Genomic DNA, 19,782 nt, shown 5'->3' on the forward strand with positions numbered 1-19,782 from the left:
GTGTCATGGCGCACTCCGACCGAGCAGGCGACAGCCGTAGCTACTCTCGTCCGGCCGCTGCGCTGGTGGGCGGGACGTCCCGGCCCATGACGAGACATCCGGCCACGGTCAGCAGCCAGATGCAGAACACGGCGTAGCACCCGGGCGTCGACGTCATGGCGGGGCGGCCCGTCAGCAGTGCAGCAATCACCTCGGCCTCGAAGGTGACGCCCTCGGTGTGCGGAGCTTCGAGGACGTGGTCGGAACCCGAGGTCGATCCGGGCGTAGACGTCGGCGCCTTCGGGAATCCCGGCCGCCCGCCGCACCCCGGAGGTGAGCATGAGTCGGCCACGGGCGTCCAGCGGCAAGGCAGCGACGGCGAAGTTCGGCCGCGGGCCCTCGGTTGAGCCCGGCAGGAACACGGTGAGCACCGCGCCGTCACGCTCGGCCGGCACGCGGGCCGCAGCGGCGATCTTGAGCGGCAGCATCAGCCGGCCCTCGACGTCGAGAGCCCGCAGCACGGTATGGCTGCGCACGGCAGCCATCTCGGCCGGCAGCGTCCAGATGCCCGAGAGGTCCACCGCCGAGGCGGCTTCGGTCGAGGAGATGACGGCGGTGAGGGCGAGCGCGTCGGCGGGCACTCGCTCGTCGGCGTCGGCCAGCAGGGCGCCGAACCCGGCGAAGGAGGCGGGCAGCCCGGCCGGGGACGGGGATGAGGCGCACAGCGGCGCGGCCAGCGCAGAAGAGGTCGGGGTGGACGGCGGGACCACGGCCCGACGGCGTGCGGCCGCCGGCGTCGGGGGAGCAGCGTTGGGCACTTGCCCGGACCGTCCGTGCCGCCGCTTGCTCGGCAGTCGCGTCCAGGACGCGTCGTAGCGCCGGCTCGTCGGAGGTTCCCGCGGACGGCGCGGTGGGAGGGATCGTTGCCGATCGCGTGTCGGCGGGGACCGTGTCGGTCGTAGATGTAGAGCCGGGCTCCGGCTCGACCTGGTGGGACGGCTCCCACTTCGAAGTGTCCGAGGGGGGACTTGAACCCCCACGCCCGATAAAGGGCACTAGCACCTCAAGCTAGCGCGTCTGCCATTCCGCCACCCGGACGAGTGCGTTGACGAGACTACCCGACCGCACGGGGCCGATCACGCACCCCCTGCCGCCCGCTGCGGGGCTGGAGCATCAGGCCGCGGCGACGGCGACCCGGCCCCGACCGGCCCGCTTCGCCTCGTAGAGCGCGGCGTCCGCCGCCGAGTACAGCGCCCGCAGCGAGGCCCCGGCGTGCGCCTGGTGGGCGACGCCGAGGCTGATCGACAGGGCCAGCAGCGAGCCGTCGGCGAGGGGGAGCGGCGTGGCCCGCACGGCGTCCAGCAGCTGCGCGGCCCGTCGGGCGGCGACCTCGGTCGAGCAGCCGCGGAGCAGGACCGCCAGCTCGTCCCCACCGAGCCGGGACAGGACGGCGTCCTCGGCCCGGATCTGGTCACGGAGCACCCCGGCGAGGTGGACCAGGACGTCGTCACCCACCGGGTGGCCGTGCGAGTCGTTGATCGCCTTGAAGGCGTCGACGTCGATGAGCACCAGCGCCGTCCCGCCGGCCGCGCGGTCGCCCAGCGTGTCGGCCAGCGCCTCGTCGAAGACCCGCCGGTTGACCAGCCCGGTCAGCGCGTCCCGCGACGCCTGCTCCTGCAGCGCGACCACCAGCTGCTCCTGCACCCGGTTGGCGCGCACCAGCATCACCGCCATCACCACGAGCACGGCGCCGAAGAACAGCAGATCGGTCAGGGCCGCGGCCGCGGGGAGGTACCGGAACAGCGTGAGACCGTCGGCCGCCAGCGCCGCGCCGGTGACCAGCGTGACCGCCGCCCAGCGCAGGTGCGAGGCGACCCACAGCACCGGGAAGGCGAAGAAGGCCTGGGCCGCGGCCGAGGTGTCCGCGGTGAGCAGGTTGAGTGTGGCGGTCAGGACGATCCCGCCCATGGCGAGCGCCGCGCAGGCCCCGAGCCGGTCGAGGACGCGGGGGTCGACCCGGACGCAGACGGCGGCCGCGGCGAGGAGCGCGAGGATGCCCGACCAGTGGACGACGGCGGCGGCGGTCCCGCCCTCGGACTCCTGCAGCAGCGGCAGGGCGACCAGCACCGCGGCGCAGACGACGAGGATCAGCGCGGCACTGCGGGCGGCTGCCCGCGGGTCGCGCGCCCGCAGTGCGCCGAGGATCTCCACGGCGAGGGGATCGGCATCCCGCGCGCGGGGGAGCAGCCTCCCGTCACCCGTCCGGGGGATGCGGGCCGCGGGTGGCACCATCGCCGCATGGCCGAGCCGACCCCCGCCCCCCTCGTGCGCGCCCAGGACGAGGTCGCCGAGCTGCTGAGCGACCTCATCCGGATCGACACGACGAACACCGGCGACACCGCCACCGGCAAGGGCGAGCGGAAGGCGGCCGAGTGGGTGGCCGGCAAGCTCGACGAGGTCGGCATCGACTCGGTGGTCCACGAGTCGGAGCGGGGACGCGCCAGCCTGGTGGCCCGCATCCCCGGCCGGGATCGGGAGCGGCCGGCCCTGCTGGTCCACGGCCACCTCGACGTCGTCCCCGCCGACCCGGCCGAGTGGAGCGTCCACCCCTTCTCCGGGGAGGAGCGCGACGGCTACGTCTGGGGCCGGGGCGCGGTCGACATGAAGGACATGGACGCGATGGTCCTGGCGCTGGTCCGCGACTGGGCCCGCACCGGCGTCCAGCCGCCCCGCGACGTCGTGCTCGCCTACGTCGCCGACGAGGAGGCCGGCGGCCGGCTCGGGGCGCGGTTCCTCGTCGAGGAGCACCCCGACCTGTTCGAGGGCTGCACCGAGGCGATCAGCGAGGTCGGCGGCTTCTCCATCACCGTCCGCGACGACCTGCGTCTCTACCTGGTCCAGACCGCCGAGAAGGGGCTGGCGTGGATGCGGCTCACCGCCGGCGGCAGGCCCGGCCACGGCTCCTTCGTGCACGACGACAACGCCGTCACCCGACTGTGCGAGGCCGTCGCCCGCCTGGGAGCCACCCGGTTGCCCACCGTGCTCACCCCGCCGATGCGGCAGTTCCTGGACGCGGTCAGCGACGCCTACGGCATCGAGATCGACCCCGACGAGCCGGAGCAGGCCCTCGCCCGGCTGGGCAGCATCAGCCGCATGATCGGCGCGGCGCTGCGCAACACCGCCAACCCCACCATGCTCGACGCCGGCTACAAGGCCAACGTCATTCCCGGCACGGCGAGCGCCACCGTCGACGGCCGCTTCCTCTACGGCCAGGAGGAGGAGTTCGAGCGGCAGCTGGCGGGCCTGCTGGGGGAGGGCGTGCAGCGCGAGTGGCTGGTCCACGACCAGGCGGTGGAGACGACGTTCGACGGGCCGCTGGTCGATGCGATGGTGGCCGCGCTGGAGGCGGAGGACGCCGGCGCCCGCCCGGTGCCCTTCACCATGAGCGGCGGCACCGACGCCAAGAGCTTCGAGCGCCTGGGCATGCGCTGCTTCGGCTTCTCCCCGCTGCGGCTGCCGCCGGACCTGGACTTCGCCTCCCTGTTCCACGGCATCGACGAGCGGGTGCCCGTCGAGTCCCTGCGGTTCGGCATCCGGGTGCTCGACCGCTTCCTGCGCTCTGCATGATGAGCAGGGTGAGCGACCCCACACCTGCCGCCGGCTCCGTCGCGCTGATCACCGGCGGGACGGGCGGCTTCGGCCGGGCCCTCGCCGCGACGCTCCGGCAGCGCGGTGTCACCGCCGTCCTCGCTGACCTCGACAGCGACCGCAACCGGTCCGCCGCCGCCGACCTGGGCTGCCCGTTCGTCGTCCTCGACGTCACCGACCGGGCCGCCAACCGGGCCGCCGTCGACCAGGTCGAGGCCGAGCACGGCCGGCTGGACGCCGTCTTCCTCAACGCCGGCATCGCCGGGCAGTCGCGCGAGGACCTCGACGTCGACGAGTTCCTGCGGGTCGTCGACGTCGACCTGTTCGGGATCGTCTACGGCACCGCGGCGGCGCTGCCGGCCCTGCGCCGGGCCGGGGGCGGCGCCATCGTCGTCACCGCCTCGCTGGCCGGGCTGTCGCCGATGGCCACCGATCCGGGGTACAGCGTCGCGAAGGGCGGCGCCGTCGCCTTCGTCCGGTCGATGGCGCCCCGGCTGGTCGCCGACGGCATCACCGTCACCGCCATCTGCCCCGGCTTCGCCGACACCGCGATCATCGACCCGCTCCGCGAGGAGTTCGAGAAGGCCGGCTTCCCGGTGCTGACCGCGCAGGAGGTCGCCGACGCCATGGTGGCCGCCTGGGCCTCGGGCGAGCCGGGCGCGGCGTACATCGTCCAGCCCGGGATCGGCGCCGTCCCCTACCGGTTCAAGGGCGTGCCCTCGGCGAGGACGGCGTCCGGCGAGACCGCCGTCGTCCCCGAGGCGTTGCGCCCGCCGACGATGCGCTGACCTACAGCGCCGGGCCGGTCGGCTGCCGGCAGGCGAAGAGGAACGCCGGCGGCACGTTCCACGGGGAGATCCGGCGCTGCACCGAGGCGAACCGCTGGCGCAGCTCGCCCTGCATGAGGGGCGAGTACTGGATCACCAGGGTCACGCCCTGCGGCGTCATCGCCCGCGGCAGCACGTCGAGGATGCGGCGCCGCAGCGCCGGCTCCAGCGAGGTGTAGGGCAGCGCGGACACCACGACGTCGGCCAGCGCGCCACCCAGGTGGGCGTCGAGGAACTCCGCGGAGTCGCAGACCACGGTCAGCCGCGGGTCCCGGTGCCGCTCGGCGAGCAGCTTGGCCAGCTGCGGGTCGATCTCCAGGGCCACCAGGCGGGCGTCGGGTCCGAGGCGGGCGAGGATCTCGCCGGTCTGCGAGCCGGTGCCGGCGCCCAGCTCCACGACCAGGCCGGCGGTGGCGAGGTCGGTGAGATCGAGCATGTCGCGCACCGCCCAGCGCGATGTCGGCAGCACCGCGCCGACCTGGCGGGGGTGGGCGACGAAGGCCCGCAGGAAGCGCAGGCGGTCGGTGAACTGGGAGATCATGTCGGCCTTCCGGGTGGTCGCGGGACGACGACCGCCCGGAGGGCACCCTGTCACGGCTCCGGCGCGAGGGCGAACCGAGGCGGGCCCGGGACGTGGGTCACGGGGACGTCTGGCAGGGTCTGCCCATGCGGGCATGGCGGGTCCACGAACTCGGCGATCCCTCGACGGTGCTGCGGCTCGAGGACGTCGAGCAGCCCACCCCCGGCGCCGGCCAGGTGCTGGTCCGGGTGCGGGCGGCGGCGCTGAACTTCCCCGACATTCTGATGGTGCAGGGGAAGTACCAGGAACGGCCGCCGCTGCCGTTCACCCCCGGCGTCGAGCTGTGCGGCGAGGTCGTCGAGACCGGCCAGCGGGTGATCGGCGGCCCCTCGGGTGGGCCCGGCGCCTTCGCCGAGTACGCACTCATGGACGCCGACAGCGCCTGGCCGGTGCCCGACGGGATGCCGGACGAGAAGGCCGCCGCGCTGTTCCTCACCTACCAGACCGGCCACGTCGGCCTCCACCGCCGCGCGCACCTGCAGGCGGGGGAGTGGCTGCTCGTGCACGCCGGCGCCGGTGGCGTCGGGTCCGCGGCCATCCAGCTCGGCAAGGCCGCCGGCGCACGGGTCATCGCCACCGCGGGCGGCCCGCGCAAGGTCGAGGTGTGCCGGGAGCTCGGCGCCGACCACGTCGTCGACTACACCGCCGAGGACTTCGTGCCGGTGGTCAAGGAGGTCACCGGCGGGCACGGTGCCGACGTCGTCTACGACCCGGTCGGCGGTGACGTGTTCGACAAGAGCCGGAAGTGCATCGCCTTCGAGGGCCGGCTGGTCGTCGTCGGGTTCACCAGCGGCCGCATCTCCGACGCGCCGGCCAACCACGCGCTGGTCAAGAACTACAGCGTCGTCGGGCTGCACTGGGGCCTGTACCGCACCCGGGAGCCCGCCCTGATCGGCCAGGTGCACCAGGAGCTCGCGGAGCTGGTCCGCAGCGGCCGGATCGACCCGATGGTCGGCGCCGTCCGCCCGCTCGAGCAGGCGCCGGAGGCCCTGGCCCAGCTGGGCGACCGGAGCACCGTCGGCAAGGTGGTGCTCGTCCCCTGAGCGGGGGTCAGATGTGCGGCTTGGGCAGGTAGGACAGCCGCGCCCGGCGGCGCATGACCACCTTCCGGGTGCCGTCGGCGTGCAGCTGGAGCCGGATGAGCTCCCAGCCCCCCGTCTCCGACTGCAGGCTCAGCATGGTCGCCGCCGCGGACCGGGACGTGCCCGGTGGGATCCGCAGCGGCGCGAACTCGTAATCCCCGGCAACCGCCTCCATCCGCGCGATTGTGCCTGCCCCGCGCCCGCCGGTCATCCTCCGGTCTGCCCGTATCCCCCTCCGGGGCGGCAGGATGGCGGGCGACCCAGCCCGCGAGCAGGAGAGGGAGGACGACGTGAGCGAGCCCGGCAGTGAGGTGCCCGACGCCGACCGCGCGGAGCAGGAGGCCCTGCTCGACCCGCCGGCCGTGACCACCGCCGGCGACGCGACCTCCCCCGGCGAGGGCGTGCCCGAGGCCGACGCCCTCGAGCAGCAGCTGGCCGCCCGGCCCGGTGAGGCCGGCAGCCCGATGCGGCCGGTGGGCGACCGCGAGGCCGACCCCGCCGACGTCCTCGAGCAGCAGGCCGACGTCCCGCTGGACGACGACGAGACGCCCGCCTGAGCCCGACCACCGTCGGCCACTTCCCTCCGTGGACCCGGCCTGGTTAGGCTTGCCTAACCAACGGTGTCGTAGATCTCGGAGGTCCGGCCATGACGACGAGCGCCGCCCGTCCCGGCGTCCTGGCCGAGCCCGCCGAGCGGGCCCGCACGGTCGCCTGCCGGCTGGCCGCCGCGCTGTGCGTGCGGGGCCTGAGCCCCAGCCGCCCGCTGGCGCACGCCACCACCCGCAGCGGGCAGGTCCTGGTGCTCGTGCCCGCCGAGGGCGAGGTGGCGACCGCGCTGGCGGCCGAGGACGACCGCTCCACCGTGCTGCTGGTCAGCGACCGGGCGCCGGTGGCGCTGCGGGACAGGCTGCGTGCGCAGCTGTGGCTCTCCGGCTGGCTGACCCCGGTCCGGCCGGCCGGCGAGCGTGCTGCCGCGCTGGCCTTCGCCGACGTGCACCCGGCCGGCGACCTGCTGGGCGTCGGGCGCGAGACGCGGCTGCTGCGCCTGGACCTGGCCGAGGTGGTGCTGCGCGAGAACGGGTCGTGCGCCGAGATCGCCCCGCCGGACTACGCCGCCGCCCGGCCCGACCCGCTCAGCGGCGTCGAGGCCGCGATGCTGCGGCACCTCGACGAGGACCATCCCGACGTCCTGGCGCTGCTGCGCTCGCTCCTGCCCGCCGGACTGGTCGGCCCGCGCGACGTCGTCCGCCCCCTGGGGCTGGACCGGTACGGCTACCGGCTGCGGATCGAGCGGCCGACCGGCACGGCCGACGTGCGGGTCCCGTTCCCGCACCCGCTCACCTGCCCCGGCCAGGTGCACGCGGCCACCCGCCAGCTGCTCGGCACCGCCCGCGCCCGCCCCTGCTGAGGGACCCGGCCCCGTCCGGGGTACCGCCCCGCGAGCTGGCGAGCGGTGGGGAGGACGGGTCCGTCAATCGGCGTTCTCGGCGAGGAGGCGGGCCAGGCGGGTGCGCCGCGGCCGGACGTCGACCTCCCGCACCGCACGGGCCAGCGCGGCCCCGCTGGCGTGCACGATCGACAGGTGCCGCTGCGCGCGGGTGAGCGCCGTGTAGACCAGCGGGCGCGACAGCATCCCGCCGGCCTCGGGTGGCAGGACGACGACGACCCCGGGCCACTCGGAGCCCTGGGCGCGGTGCACGGTGATGGCCCACCCGTGCCGCAGGTCGCTCAGCGCCGTCCCGGTCACCGTCACCGGCCCCGAGGAGAAGTCCACGGTCAGCGCGCCGTCCCCGGTGCCGGTCACCACGCCCACCTCGCCGTTGGCGAACCCGATCGGCTCCAGGTCCAGGTGGTTGGCGGTGGCCACCACCCGGTCGCCGACGTCGAAGCCCCACACCGTGCCCTCGCCCGGGTTCAGCTGGGCCTTCAGCGCCTTGTTCAGCTCGATCGTGCCGGCCGGCCCCCGGTGCACCGGGGTCACCACCTGCACGGTCGCCGGGTCGATCCGCAGCGCCCGGGGGATGGAGTCGGTGACCAGCTGCACCACCCGCCGGGCCGCCTCGGCGCTGCCGGTGGCCGGGACGACGACCACCTCGCGGTCGGGGGAGTCCACCGGCGGCAGCTCCCCGGCGCGGACGGCGTTGGCCAGCCGGGCGATCGCGCCGCCCTCCGCCTGCCGGTAGAGCGTGGTCAGCTCGGTCACCGGCACCGCCTTCGAGTCGATGAGGTCGCCGAGGACGTGCCCCGGGCCGATCGAGGGCAGCTGGGCCGGGTCGCCGACCAGGAGCAGGTGGGTGCCGTCCGGACAGGCCTCGAGCAGCGCCGCGGCCAGCTCGACGTCGAGCATCGAGGCCTCGTCCACCACCACGACGTCGGCGTCCAGCGGCCACTCCTCGTTGCGGGCGAACCCGCCCGACGTGCCCTGGGCGCCGAGCAGCCGGTGCACGGTCACCGCCGGGTGGTCGGTCAGCTCCTCCAGCCGCTTGGCCGCCCGCCCGGTCGGCGCGGCCAGCGCGACCTCGGTGCCCTTGGTCCGCAGCAGCTGCACGATGGCGGCCACCGTGCGGCTCTTGCCGGTGCCCGGCCCGCCGGTCAGCAGCGAGACGCCGGCGCCGAGCACCTGCGCGACGGCGGCCTTCTGCGCCTCGTCCAGGCCCTTGGCCACCGACCGGACGGCGGCCGGGTCGGCGATCCGCTCGCTCGTCGCGGCCAGCCGGGCGACGTTCTCGGCGAGCGCCTCCTCGGCCATCCCGTAGCGCGCCAGCGACAGCGTGCGCAGCGCCGGGTCCGGCTCGGGCAGCTCGTCGGCGTCCGCCGCGTCGTCCTCGGCGAACTCGGGCTCGGGCGGCTCGTGGTCGAGCACCTCGCCGGACTCCACCGCCGCGACGATCGCCGCCACCGGGTCGGCCACCCCCTCGGCACGCAGCGCGGCCACGACCAGGTCGGCGGGCAGCACCGTGTGCCCGTCGCGGGTCGCCGTCCGCAGGGTCAGGGCCACGATCGCCCGGCCGCGGCGGGAGTCCTGCCGGTCGGCGCCGGGCAGGACGGCGATGGCCAGCCGGTCGGCGTCGGCCAGGGTGACGCCGGTCAGCCCGAGCAGCGCCCACGGGTCGTCGCGCAGCCGGCGCGCGGCGTCGGCGCCCAGGGAGTCGGCGGCGGAGGCGGCCAGCCGCGCCTCCAGCCCGGCGCCGACCAGCAGCGCCACCACGTCGTAGGTGGGGGCCGCGGACAGGAAGCTGGAGAACAGCCGCTCCGCGCGCTGCTTGCCCACCCGCGGCAGCTTCAGCAGCCGGGCGGCGGTGACGTCGTCGGGGGAGGTGATCCCGGCGGCGGGCAGCTCGGCCGCCGTCCGCTTGCCCAGGCCGGGCCACAGCCCGGCGGCGCAGAACGCCGCGAACACCGGGTCGGGCGAGGGGGCGCTCACCGGTCCGACCGGCGCTCGGGATAGGAGAACCAGGGCGCGGAGACGTCTTCGAGGGCCGTCCGGATCGCGGCGGGCAGCCGCACCGCCTCGGCGTCGAGGGAGGCCTGCAGCTGGTGCGCGGTGCGCGCGCCGACGACGGGGGCGGTGACGCCGGGCCGGTCGCGGACCCAGGCGAGGGCGACCGCCAGCGGCGTCGTGCCCAGGCCCTCGGCGGCGGTGATCACCGCCTCCACGATCCGATCGGCCTTGGCCGAGCGCAGCCCGTCGATGAAGCCCTGCCACTGCGGCGAGGCGCCGCGGGACTCCGACGGCGTGCTGTGCCGGTACTTGCCGGTGAGCAGCCCCCGCCCCAGCGGCGACCAGGCGAGCACCCCGAGCCCGAGCGCCTCGGCGGCCGGGACGACCTCCCGCTCGACGCCGCGCTGCAGCAGCGAGTACTCCACCTGCGTGCCCACCACCGGCACCCGCCCCGGCCACGCCCGCTGCCACGTCGCGGCCTGGGCGGTCTGCCAGCCGGTGAAGTTGCTGATCCCCACGTAGCGCACCCGCCCGGAGGCCACCGCGGCGTCGCAGGCGGCGAGCGTCTCCTCCAGGGGGGTGGTCTCGTCCCACGAGTGCAGCTGCCAGAGGTCCACGTGGTCGAGGCCGAGACGCTCCAGCGAGGCGTCGAGGGCGGCCAGCAGGTGCCCCCGGGACCCCCCGCGGCCCATCGGCCCGGCGCCGGTCCGGCCGACGGCCTTGGTGGCCACCAGCACGTCACCGCGGGGGACGACGTCGGCCAGCAGCCGGCCCAGGGTCCGCTCGCTGTCCCCGTCGCAGTAGACGTCGGCGGTGTCGACCAGCGTGCCCCCCGCGTCGACGAACGCCGTCAGCTGCATGGCGGCCTCGTCCTCGTCGGTGTCGCGGCCCCAGGTCATGGTGCCCAGCGCCAGGCGGGAGACGACCAGTCCGCTGCGCCCGAGTGCGCGTTGCTCCACGGAGGGCCAACCTACCGGCGACCCGACCGGCGGGCCGGTGACCCAGGGTGTCCCGGGGCGGCGCGCCGGGATCGGCCGGCCGCCCGCCTAGGGTGGCCTCCCGTGCTCCGACGACCCCCCGCCACGCCCTGCTCCCCCCGCGTCCCGGGAGGCGGACGGTGAGCTGGCTCGAGGCGGTCGTCCTGGGGCTCGTCCAGGGCCTCACCGAGTTCCTGCCCATCTCCTCCAGCGCGCACCTGCGCGTGGTGGGGGAGGCCTTCGGCTGGGGTGACCCCGGCGCGGCGTTCACCGCGATCACCCAGATCGGCACCGAGGCCGCGGTGCTGCTCTACTTCCGCCGCGACATCGGGCACATCATCCGCGCCTGGGTGCGCTCGCTCACCGACCGCTCCGTGCGCCGCGACCCCGACGCGCGCATGGGCTGGCTGATCATCGTCGGCAGCGTGCCGATCGTCGTCCTCGGGCTGCTGTTCCAGGACGACATCGAGACCACGTTCCGCAGCCTGTGGATCGTGGCGACGGCGCTGATCGCGTTCTCGCTGATCCTGTTCTGGGCCGACCGGGTGGGGCGCAAGGACCGCGACCTGCGCCAGCTCACCGTCGGGCACGGCATCGCCTTCGGGCTCGCCCAGGCCATGGCGCTCATCCCCGGCGTGTCCCGCTCGGGCGGCACGATCACCGCCGGCCTGTTCCTCGGGTACTCCCGGGCCGCCGCGGCGCGCTACTCGTTCCTGCTCGCCGTCCCGGCGGTGCTCGGCTCGGGCTTCTTCCAGGCCTACGAGGCGCTCACCGGGGACGTCGCCGGGCAGACGGTGTCCTGGGGACCGACGATCCTGGCCACCGTGCTCGCCTTCGGGGTGGGGCTGACCGTGATCGCCTGGCTGCTGCGCTACCTCGACCGCGGCAGCTTCACGCCGTTCGTCGTCTACCGCGTCGTCCTGGGGGCGCTGCTGCTCGTGCTGCTCGGCAGCGGGGTGCTCGCCGCCCAGTAGCACCCCGGTTGCGGCCGGGACCTCCTCGTCCCCTCGTCTCCCCGATGATCATGGGGTCGGTGCTCCCGGACACGCCGCCCGTGGCGTGTCGACCGGCCACGACCCCATGATCGACGGTGCGGGGGGCTCAGGCTCGCCTGCTGCGGTCGACGTGGTCGCTGACCGCCGCGGCGATCTCACCGGCGTCGAGGACGGGCACCGTGTGGTGGCTGGCCCGCGCGAGCTCCAGGACGGTGGCGGCGGGGAGCAGGGACCGGGCGTTGCGCGCCACCCGCCGCGGGTCGTGGGCGCGGCTGCGTCCGGCGACGAGCACCAGCGTGGGGGCGGTCAGCCGCGCCAGCTGCGCGCGCGGCGGACGGCGGGTCGCCACGATCGGCGTCCGGCGGAACTCGGTGGCCCCCCGCACGTGGACGTCGAGCCATGCGGGATCGAGGGCGCGTCCCCCGGCCTCCCAGGCGAGGAAGCGCCGGACCCGCGCCGGGGTGGGGCGCACCAGGGAGGGGACCGCGTGCAGCAGGTACCGCGGGGCGAAACCGGCGAAGCAGGCGGTGGGGTCGAGCAGCCCGAGGGAGGCGGCGAGGCCCTCGTGGTCGAGCACCGCACGGAGGGCCAGGTGGGCGCCGGCGGAGTGCCCCACCAGGTGGACCGGGCCGGTGTCCAGGGCGGCGAGCAGCTCGGCCAGCCAGGCCGTCAGGTCCGCCGTCCGCCGGAACGGGCGGCTGCTCTCGCTGCGCCCCGGGTTGCCGGGCTGGTCGGGGGCGAGCACGTGGAACCGCCCGGCCAGCTCGCCCGCCACCCCCGCCCACGCGGTGGCGGTGGCGCCGTCCCCGTGCAGCAGGACCACCGGGGGCGCCCCGGGCGGTCCGGCCGCCAGCACGTGCGTGCGGCCCCACGACGTCGGGACGTCGAGGGCGCGGTGCCCGGCCGGCCACCGCGCGGCGGCCGCGTCATAGCTCGCGAGGAAGCCCATCGGCCCAGACAACTAGACAGCCTAGCCATCAGGCAAGCGAGCTATCCTGCGCCCCGTGGCCGATCGGCAGCGTGACGCACCGGCGGCCGTGCACCGCCTGCGGGCCCTGACCCTGCTGCTGGACGACGCGGGCAGCGCCTTCGCCGGCCGGCACGGCCTCACCGCGACCGACGTCCGGGCGCTGATCTGCCTGCTCGACCGGGAGCGCACCGGGGCCCCGGCCAGCCCGACCTGGCTGGCCGGGCAGCTGCGGATGACCACGGCCTCGGTGACCGCGCTGCTCGACCGCCTGGAGCGGGCCGGTCACGTCCGCCGCACGCCCCGGACCGATGACCGCCGGCGCGTCGACGTCGTCGTGCAGCCGTCGGCGAAGGAGCTCGGCTGGTCGTTCTTCGGCCCGCTGATCGACGCCACCGTCGCCGTCCTGGACCGCCGGACGCCCGCCGAGCGCGCGGTCATCGACGGCTTCCTCGACGACATGGTCGCCGCGGTCGAGCAGGCGGGTGGCTGACCGTCGGCCCTCTGCAGGGGCCCGCCGCGAGCCTGCGAGCGGTGGGGGCTGAGGGTCCCTTCTCTAGGCTCGGCGGTCGTGACCACCGTTCTCCTCCTGCGCCACGGCCGGACGACGGCCAACGCCGGCGGTGTCCTCGCCGGCTGGACCCCGGGCGTGCAGCTCGACGAGACCGGTGAGGCACAGGTCCGGGCGGTGGGGGAGCGACTGGCCCCCGTGCCGCTGGCCGCGGTCGTGAGCAGCCCGCTGGAGCGCTGCCGGCAGACCGCCGACGCGGTGCTCGCCGGGCGGCAGCTGGACCTGCAGACCGACGACCGGCTCGGCGAGGCCCGCTACGGCGACTGGACCGGCCGGCCGCTCAAGGAGCTGGTCAAGGAGCCGATGTGGAAGGTCGTGCAGCAGCACCCCTCGGCCGCGGTGTTCCCCGGCCCGGAAGGGGAGGGGCTGGCGCAGACCCAGGCCCGCGCGGTGGCCGCCGTCCGTGCCTGGAACGCCACCCTCGGGCCGGACGCGGTCTGGCTGGCCGTCAGCCACGGTGACGTCATCAAGGCCCTGCTCGCCGACGCCCTGGGGCTGCACCTGGACCAGTTCCAGCGGATCGTCGTCGACCCGGCATCGCTGTCGGTGATCACCTACACCGAGACCCGCCCGTTCGTCGTCCGCATGAACGACACCGGTGGCGACGTCGCCGCGCTGGTCCCGCCGAAGAAGAAGGGCCGCCGCCGCCGCACCGCCGACTCCGACGCCGTCGTGGGTGGCGGGGCCGGCGCGCAGGCCTGACCTCGGCGTCCCCCTCGCCCGGCCCCGGCGCCCGCGTAACCTGGGTGCCGTGCCGCGCCAGGTCTTCCTCTTCGACCGCCCGTCCCGGTTCGTCGCCGGCACCGTCGGACAGCCCGGTGACCGCACCTTCTACCTGCAGGCCTCCGACGCCGCCGGCCGCGTGGTCAGCGTGGCGCTGGAGAAGAGCCAGGTCCAGGTGCTCGCCGAGCGGATGAACGAACTGCTCGACGAGGTGGCCGCCCGCCCGGGCACCGTCGTCCCGCCCGACGCCGAGGTCGACGACCTCGAGCCGCTCACCGCGCCGGTCGACGAGGAGTTCCGCGTCGCCGCGATGGGCCTGGCCTGGGACGGCGAGGAGCAGGCCGTCGTCGTCGAGGCCGTGGCCGCGGGGGAGGAGCCGGTCGAGGAGGACGTGATCCTCTCCGACAGCGACGAGGGCCCCGACGCGCTGCGGGTCACCATGACCCCTGCCGCGGCGCGCGCCTTCGTCGTCCGGGCCCGCCGGGTGGTGGCCGCCGGCCGTCCGGCCTGCCCGCTGTGCTCGCTGCCACTGGACCCCGCTGGGCACGTGTGCCCACGCCAGAACGGCTACCGCCGCTGAGCCCGGCGCCGCGGCCCCGATGACCGAGCGTCCCGCCGACCCCGCGTCGGACCTGCGCGCGCCGACGGGTCACGACGAGGCCATGACCCTGCTGCTCGAGGGCGAGATCGACCTCGAGGGCCGCATGCTCGACGCCAGCAACGTCACCCTCGTCGGCACGATCCGCACCGGGGAGCTGGAGGCGGAGTGCGTCTACAAGCCCGTCGCCGGTGAGCGGCCGCTGTGGGACTTCCCGGACGGCACCCTCGCCGGGCGGGAGGTCGCCGCCGCGCTGGTCTCGGAGGCCACCGGATGGCGGGTGGTCCCGCCCACCGTCCTCCGGGACGGCCCGTTCGGGCCCGGCATGGTGCAGCTGTGGATCGACGGTGACCCGGAGGTCGACCTCGCCGCGTTCGTGCGGTCGGACGACCCCGGACTGCGGCGCATGGCGGTGTTCGACGCGGTGGTCAACAACGCCGACCGCAAGGGCGGGCACATCATCCCCACCCCCGAGGGCCACGTGTACGGCGTCGACCACGGCATCTGCTTCTCCGTCGACCCCAAGCTGCGCACGCTGCTGTGGCGCTGGGCCGGCCAGCCGCTGCCCGCCGAGGCCCGGGACGTGCTGGAGAAGCTGACCGTCGACCTGCTCGGCGACCTCGGCGAGCAGCTGCACGCGCACCTCACCCGGCGCGAGGTGCGGCGCACCCAGCAGCGGGTGGCCGAGCTGCTGCGCAGCGGCCGGCACCCGCTGCCCAGCGGCGACTGGCCCGCCCTGCCCTGGCCGCCCTTCTGAGCGAGGACCCTCCCGCCCCCCACCGCCCGCACGCACGCAGCGGGCCCCTGCAGGAGGGCCGCCGCTCGGGGACCGATCTGGCAGGGTGACCGTCGTGGCGCACCGGAGCCGACTGGCGATCCTGCTGCTCGACCTGCCGCCCGAGCACCACGACGCCGGGCGCACGTTCTGGTCCGCCGCGACGGGGCACGCCGTCGAGCCCGACCCCGAGGACGAGCGGTGGTCCTCGCTCGGCTCGTTCGCCGACGGCGTCCACGTCGAGGTGCAGCGGACGGGGGAGGGCACCCCACCCCGCTGGCACGTCGACGTCGAGACCGACGACGTCCCCGCCGAGGTGGCCCGCCTGGAGGCGCTCGGTGCCCGGCGGCTGGCCGACATGGGCACGTTCTGGCAGCTGCTGGACCCCGCGGGGCTGGTGTTCTGCGTCGTCGGCGTCCAGACCGGCGCGGAGTTCGAGCGGCACGCCACCACCTGGCCGTGATCAGCCCACCCGCACCAGGTCGATCATCGCGGCCGCCTGGAGCCCGTCGCCGTCCACGGTGAGCACCTCCAGCGGCACCCGCCGCCACACCGTCAGCAGCAGGTCGCCCGCGGTGCCGGTCAACCGGGCGATGGGCACCGGCCGCGAGCCGGGGAACAGCGTCCGCTCCACGGCGGCGTCCACGGCGTGCAGGACCACCGGGTGGGCGGACTCCGGCGGACCGTCGGGCAGGGCGGCGGGGACGACCACCTCCAGCCACTCGTCGAGCCCGTCCAGGCCCACGTCGGCCGGGACGGGGCGGACGTCGCCGAGCACCTGCTCGGCGTCGACCGTGTGCACCACCGCCTCCTGCACCTGCCGGCGGAGCACGAACGCGACGTCCTGCCGGCGCGCCCAGGTCCACACCCGCTCGGCGGGGTCCGCGCCGGCGAGCACGGTCTCCAGCTCCGACGACCGGGCCACCAGCCAGCCGAGCAGCTCGTCGTCGGGGTGGCGGGCCGGCCGCGGGTAGCCGCCGACGTCGGTGGCCCGCGTCCGCACGACCCAGGCCCAGAAGTGCTGCACCTCCGCCAGGTGCGAGACCAGGTCGGCCAGCGACCACCCGGGGCAGCCGGGCACCGGCGCGGTCCAGCCCCGGTGGAGGACGGCGGCCGCGGCCACGTCGGCGAACCGGGCGTTGGTCCGCCGCAGGAGCGGCAGGTACTCGTCGGGTTCCACGGTGGCCTCCGTCTCGCGGGCGTGCACCGACAGGATGAGGGGCGGACGGCGCGGTCGGTAGCCGCAACTAGGCTCGGTGCGTGCTCGCCTGGCCTGCCCCGCTCCTGCCGACCCTCCCGGGCACCGGTCCCGCGCTCAAGCTGCACGACACCTCGCGCGGCGAGGTGGTCGCCACCAGCCCCGACCGCACCGCGCGGATGTACGTCTGCGGGATCACCCCCTACGACGCCACGCACCTCGGCCACGCCGCCACCTACCTCGCCTTCGACCTGGTCAACCGGGTGTGGCGGGACGCGGGGCACGCCGTCCACTACGTGCAGAACGTCACCGACATCGACGACCCGCTGCTGGAGCGCGCCGAGCGCGACGGCGAGGACTGGATCGTCCTGGCCATGCGGGAGACGGCCCTCTTCCGGGAGGACATGACCGCCCTGCGCGTCCTCCCGCCCGAGGACTACGTCGGCGCGGTCGAGTCGATCCCGCGGATCGTCGCGCACCTCGAGGACCTGCTCCGCGAGGGCCTGGCCTACTCCCTCGACGACGGGACCGGCGACGTCTACCACGACGTGGCCCAGGCCCCGGGCTTCGGCGGCGAGTCCCGCTACGACGAGGCCACCATGCTGCAGTTCTTCGCCGAGCGCGGGGGAGACCCCGACCGCGCGGGCAAGCGCAACCGGCTCGACCCGATGCTGTGGCGGGGCGAGCGCCCCGGCGAGCCCTCCTGGCCCGGTCCCGGCGGCGTGTCCGGTCGCCCCGGCTGGCACATCGAGTGCGCGACCATCGCGCTGGACACCATCGGCATGGGCTTCGACGTCCAGGGCGGCGGCAGCGACCTCGTCTTCCCGCACCACGAGTACTCGGCCGTGCACGCCGAGGCCCTGACGGCCACCAAGCCCTTCGCGCGGGCCTACGTGCACGCGGCGATGATCGGTCTCGACGGCGAGAAGATGAGCAAGAGCCGCGGCAACCTGGTGTTCGTCTCCCGACTGCGGGGCGAGGGCGTCGACCCGATGGCGATCCGGCTGGCGCTGCTGTCGGGTCACTACCGGACCGACCGGCACTGGACGCCGGACCTCCTCGACACCGCCCGCGAGCGCCTGGCCACCTGGCGCCGGGCGGTCGCCCGGCCCGCCGGGGCGCCCGCCGCACCCGTCCTGCAGGGGCTGCGCGAGCGGCTGGCCGACGACCTGGACAGCCCGGGCGCCATCGCCCTGGTCGACCACTGGGCGGCCCGGACGCTCGCGGGGGAGGACGACGACCGGGAGGACGGCGCCCCGACGATCGTGTGCGACGCGGTCGACGCGCTGCTCGGTGTCGCCCTGCAGGACTGCTGATGACCTCCTTCCGGCTGGTGAGCCGCGCCGCCCGGGAGCGGGAGGAGGAGGCCCTCGCGCCGGCGGCGACCCGCTCGACGGCCAGCCGTGGGCGCGTCGTCGCCGAGCCGGAGGACGCCCTGCGCACCGCGTTCGAGCGGGACCGCGACCGGATCCTGCACGCCAAGGCCTTCCGCCGGCTCAAGCACAAGACGCAGGTCTTCCTGAACCCCGACGGCGACCACTTCGTCACCCGGCTGACCCACACGCTGCAGGTGACCCAGGTCGCCCGGTCCCTGGCCCGGGGGCTCGGGCTGCACGAGACCCTGGCCGAGGCGATCGCCCTGGGCCACGACCTCGGCCACTCACCGTTCGGCCACATCGGCGAGGACGCGCTGGAGCCCTACGTGCCCGGTGGCTGGCACCACGCCGCGCAGGGCGTGCGGATCGTCGAGGTGCTCGAGCGGCTCAACCTGACCTGGGAGGTCCGCGACGGCATCCGGGCGCACAGCTGGAAGATCAACCCGCCCCCGGACACCCGGGAAGCCGAGTGCGTGCGCTACGCCGACCGGATCGGCTACCTGTCCCACGACGCGCTGGACGCCGTCCGGGCCGGGGTGCTGCGGGTCGACGACCTGCCCGTGGGTGCCCGGGCCGCGTTCGGGGCGCCCGGCAGCGAGATGGTCGGCGCCATGATCGACGCGGTCCTCGAGGGCTCCATGGCCGACGGTGGTGCGGTGGTCATGGCGCCGGACCGGCTGGCGGCCATGCACGAGCTGCGGACGTTCATGTTCGAGCGGGTGTACGCCTCACCGACGGCCGCGGGGCAGAAGCACGTGGCGATCGACGTCATCCGCCGGCTGGTCGACCACCACCTGGCCCATCCCGAGCTCATCCCGCCCACCTACCGCGACACGGAGGCCGACGCGGTCACCCAGGTCGTGGACTACGTCTCCGGGATGACCGACCGGTTCGCCCTGGCGATGCACGACCGGCTGTTCGACGCCGACGCGTCGACCCGCATGACGCCGCTGCTCCGCCTCCCGTAGCCCGGTCCGGCCCGGGCCGACGAAGGAGCGCCCGCGCGTCCGCGCGTCCGGCGTACGACCGTTATCCCCAACACCGCGCTCGTCGAGCACGAGCCGCGAGGGTGCCGGCGCGCAGGTCAGGGGCCGGTTGGGGGAGGAGCCCCGCCCACGGGAGCACCAGGAGCCCGTCGCCCCATCACGCCCGCGGCGGCGCCCTGCGACGGGGCCACCGTCAGCTCGTGCCGCCCCGGCGGCGCAGGTACCGCTCGAACTCCCGGGCGATGGAGTCGCCGTTGGCGTTGGAGAGGTCGAACTCGGTGGCCCGCTCCTCCAGCGACCGGACGTACTCGACGACCTCGGCGTCCTCGTTGGCCATCTCGTCGACGGTCTTCACCCAGTCCTCGGCCTGCTGGGGGAGCGCGCCCAGCGGCACCGGCAGCTCGAGCACCTCCTCGACGCGCTGCAGCAGCGCGACGGTGGCCCGCGGCGACGGCGGCTGGGACACGTAGTGCGGAACCGCGGCCCAGAAGCTGATGGCCGGCAGCCCGGCCTGCACGCAGGCGTCCTGGAAGACGCCGAGGATGCCGGTCGGCCCCCCGTAGCGCGACGTCTCCAGGCCCCAGCGCTCGGCCGACTCGGTGTCGTACGCGGAGCCGGTGACCGGGGTCGGCCGGGTGTGCGGCGTGTCGGCCAGCAGCGCGCCGAGCCCCACGACCGTGCGGACGTCGAGCTCGCGGCACAGCTCGATGAGCTCCTCGCAGAACCCGCGCCAGCGCATGTTGGGCTCGATGCCGCGGATCAGCACGACGTCACGCTCGGTGCCCGGCGGGCGGGCGACGGAGATGCGCGTCGTGGGCCACTCGATCCGGCGGCTGACCCCGCCGACGAGCGAGACGGTGGGGCGGTTGACCTGGAAGTCGTAGTAGTCCTCGGGGTCCAGGGCGGCGAGCGGAGTGGCGTCCCAGATGAGCTCGAGGTGCTCCAGCGCCCCGGTGGCGGCGTCCCCGGCGTCGTTCCAGCCCTCGAAGGCGACGACCACCATCGGGTCGGTCAGCCGGGGCAGGTCCTCAGGGGTGGACTTCGGGTCGATCACCCCT

Annotated in this window: 22 protein-coding genes and 1 tRNA gene; 13 read left to right on the forward strand and 10 right to left on the reverse strand. The window is 75.4% G+C overall.

Annotated elements, in window-relative coordinates:
* The 3 genes from GCU56_RS01715 to GCU56_RS01725 all read right to left on the reverse strand — a co-directional run.
* Positions 1–749 (reverse strand): hypothetical protein (locus tag GCU56_RS01715; RefSeq protein WP_204331308.1); only part of this gene is annotated, 749 nt, incomplete at its 3' end.
* Positions 750–992: 243 nt separating this feature from the next.
* Positions 993–1,077 (reverse strand) — tRNA-Leu (locus tag GCU56_RS01720).
* Positions 1,078–1,152: 75 nt separating this feature from the next.
* Positions 1,153–2,190, reverse strand: coding sequence for a GGDEF domain-containing protein (locus GCU56_RS01725; RefSeq protein WP_345771578.1), 1,038 nt, complete (start codon positions 2,188–2,190; stop codon positions 1,153–1,155).
* An 87-nt stretch (positions 2,191–2,277) separates the two neighbouring features.
* On the opposite strand from GCU56_RS01725, the gene GCU56_RS01730 reads away from it, so the two are divergent.
* Both GCU56_RS01730 and GCU56_RS01735 read left to right on the forward strand, forming a co-directional pair.
* Positions 2,278–3,606: a M20/M25/M40 family metallo-hydrolase gene (locus GCU56_RS01730; RefSeq protein ID WP_163479794.1), complete on the forward strand. Its 1,329-nt coding sequence runs from the start codon at positions 2,278–2,280 to the stop codon at positions 3,604–3,606.
* The gene (locus tag GCU56_RS01735; protein WP_204331309.1) at positions 3,606–4,415 is read left to right on the forward strand and encodes an SDR family oxidoreductase; all 810 of its coding nucleotides are present in this window, start codon (positions 3,606–3,608) and stop codon (positions 4,413–4,415) included. The genes GCU56_RS01730 and GCU56_RS01735 overlap by 1 nt, the downstream gene beginning before the upstream one ends.
* A 1-nt stretch (position 4,416) precedes the next feature.
* On the opposite strand, the gene GCU56_RS01740 is transcribed toward GCU56_RS01735, so the two are convergent.
* Positions 4,417–4,995 (reverse strand): class I SAM-dependent methyltransferase, encoded by a 579-nt coding sequence (locus GCU56_RS01740; RefSeq protein WP_163479796.1) that lies wholly within the window; start codon positions 4,993–4,995, stop codon positions 4,417–4,419.
* Positions 4,996–5,120: 125 nt separating this feature from the next.
* Here GCU56_RS01740 and GCU56_RS01745 point away from each other — a divergent pair, with 125 nt between their 5' ends.
* Positions 5,121–6,077, forward strand: a complete 957-nt coding sequence (locus tag GCU56_RS01745; protein WP_163479797.1) for an NADPH:quinone oxidoreductase family protein — start codon at positions 5,121–5,123, stop codon at positions 6,075–6,077.
* Positions 6,078–6,084: 7 nt separating this feature from the next.
* Here GCU56_RS01745 and GCU56_RS01750 read toward each other — a convergent pair whose 3' ends face one another.
* Positions 6,085–6,291 (reverse strand): DUF5703 family protein, encoded by a 207-nt coding sequence (locus tag GCU56_RS01750; RefSeq protein ID WP_239521645.1) that lies wholly within the window; start codon positions 6,289–6,291, stop codon positions 6,085–6,087.
* Positions 6,292–6,406: 115 nt separating this feature from the next.
* On the opposite strand from GCU56_RS01750, the gene GCU56_RS01755 reads away from it, so the two are divergent.
* A complete protein-coding gene (locus tag GCU56_RS01755) occupies positions 6,407–6,673 on the forward strand; it encodes a hypothetical protein (RefSeq protein WP_163479799.1) in 267 nt (88 codons plus the stop codon).
* An 89-nt stretch (positions 6,674–6,762) separates the two neighbouring features.
* Positions 6,763–7,524 carry a DUF2470 domain-containing protein gene (locus GCU56_RS01760; protein WP_163479800.1) on the forward strand — a complete coding sequence of 254 codons (762 nt, stop codon included), beginning with the start codon at positions 6,763–6,765 and terminating at the stop codon, positions 7,522–7,524.
* Between the two features lie 63 nt (positions 7,525–7,587).
* On the opposite strand, the gene GCU56_RS01765 is transcribed toward GCU56_RS01760, so the two are convergent.
* Together GCU56_RS01765 and GCU56_RS01770 are read right to left on the reverse strand one after the other, a co-directional pair.
* Positions 7,588–9,540 carry an AAA family ATPase gene (locus tag GCU56_RS01765; protein ID WP_163479801.1) on the reverse strand — a complete coding sequence of 651 codons (1,953 nt, stop codon included), beginning with the start codon at positions 9,538–9,540 and terminating at the stop codon, positions 7,588–7,590.
* Positions 9,537–10,517 carry an aldo/keto reductase gene (locus tag GCU56_RS01770; RefSeq protein ID WP_163479802.1) on the reverse strand — a complete coding sequence of 327 codons (981 nt, stop codon included), beginning with the start codon at positions 10,515–10,517 and terminating at the stop codon, positions 9,537–9,539. The genes GCU56_RS01765 and GCU56_RS01770 overlap by 4 nt, the downstream gene beginning before the upstream one ends.
* A 158-nt stretch (positions 10,518–10,675) precedes the next feature.
* On the opposite strand from GCU56_RS01770, the gene GCU56_RS01775 reads away from it, so the two are divergent.
* Positions 10,676–11,509: an undecaprenyl-diphosphate phosphatase gene (locus GCU56_RS01775; RefSeq protein WP_163479803.1), complete on the forward strand. Its 834-nt coding sequence runs from the start codon at positions 10,676–10,678 to the stop codon at positions 11,507–11,509.
* A gap of 127 nt (positions 11,510–11,636) precedes the next feature.
* On the opposite strand, the gene GCU56_RS01780 is transcribed toward GCU56_RS01775, so the two are convergent.
* Complete coding sequence (locus GCU56_RS01780) at positions 11,637–12,491, reverse strand: alpha/beta fold hydrolase (RefSeq protein WP_163479804.1); 855 nt, start codon at positions 12,489–12,491, stop codon at positions 11,637–11,639.
* Positions 12,492–12,534: 43 nt separating this feature from the next.
* On the opposite strand from GCU56_RS01780, the gene GCU56_RS01785 reads away from it, so the two are divergent.
* From GCU56_RS01785 to GCU56_RS01805, 5 genes are all read left to right on the forward strand, one after another.
* The gene (locus GCU56_RS01785) at positions 12,535–12,990 is read left to right on the forward strand and encodes a MarR family transcriptional regulator (RefSeq protein WP_163479805.1); all 456 of its coding nucleotides are present in this window, start codon (positions 12,535–12,537) and stop codon (positions 12,988–12,990) included.
* A 78-nt stretch (positions 12,991–13,068) separates the two neighbouring features.
* Entirely contained in the window at positions 13,069–13,770 is a 702-nt protein-coding gene (locus GCU56_RS01790; protein WP_163479806.1) for an MSMEG_4193 family putative phosphomutase, read from the forward strand.
* Positions 13,771–13,819: 49 nt separating this feature from the next.
* Positions 13,820–14,371 (forward strand): DUF3090 family protein, encoded by a 552-nt coding sequence (locus tag GCU56_RS01795; RefSeq protein WP_163479807.1) that lies wholly within the window; start codon positions 13,820–13,822, stop codon positions 14,369–14,371.
* A 19-nt stretch (positions 14,372–14,390) separates the two neighbouring features.
* Positions 14,391–15,146 carry an SCO1664 family protein gene (locus GCU56_RS01800; RefSeq protein ID WP_163479808.1) on the forward strand — a complete coding sequence of 252 codons (756 nt, stop codon included), beginning with the start codon at positions 14,391–14,393 and terminating at the stop codon, positions 15,144–15,146.
* 94 nt (positions 15,147–15,240) lie between these two features.
* Positions 15,241–15,627, forward strand: coding sequence for a VOC family protein (locus GCU56_RS01805; RefSeq protein ID WP_163479809.1), 387 nt, complete (start codon positions 15,241–15,243; stop codon positions 15,625–15,627).
* Here the strand turns inward: GCU56_RS01805 and GCU56_RS01810 are convergent, their stop codons facing one another.
* The gene (locus GCU56_RS01810) at positions 15,628–16,344 is read right to left on the reverse strand and encodes a maleylpyruvate isomerase N-terminal domain-containing protein (protein ID WP_163479810.1); all 717 of its coding nucleotides are present in this window, start codon (positions 16,342–16,344) and stop codon (positions 15,628–15,630) included.
* An 80-nt stretch (positions 16,345–16,424) separates the two neighbouring features.
* Between GCU56_RS01810 and mshC the strand changes: the two genes are divergently transcribed.
* Together mshC and GCU56_RS01820 are read left to right on the forward strand one after the other, a co-directional pair.
* Entirely contained in the window at positions 16,425–17,678 is a 1,254-nt protein-coding gene (mshC, locus tag GCU56_RS01815) for a cysteine--1-D-myo-inosityl 2-amino-2-deoxy-alpha-D-glucopyranoside ligase (protein ID WP_163479811.1), read from the forward strand.
* Positions 17,678–18,706: an HD domain-containing protein gene (locus GCU56_RS01820; RefSeq protein ID WP_163479812.1), complete on the forward strand. Its 1,029-nt coding sequence runs from the start codon at positions 17,678–17,680 to the stop codon at positions 18,704–18,706. The genes mshC and GCU56_RS01820 overlap by 1 nt, the downstream gene beginning before the upstream one ends.
* Before the next feature lie 211 nt (positions 18,707–18,917).
* On the opposite strand, the gene GCU56_RS01825 is transcribed toward GCU56_RS01820, so the two are convergent.
* Entirely contained in the window at positions 18,918–19,778 is an 861-nt protein-coding gene (locus GCU56_RS01825; protein WP_163479813.1) for a PAC2 family protein, read from the reverse strand.
* Between the last annotated feature and the right edge of the window lie 4 nt (positions 19,779–19,782).

It is taken from the genome of Geodermatophilus sabuli, from assembly GCF_010686765.1.
Lineage (GTDB): Bacteria > Actinomycetota > Actinomycetes > Mycobacteriales > Geodermatophilaceae > Geodermatophilus > Geodermatophilus sabuli_A.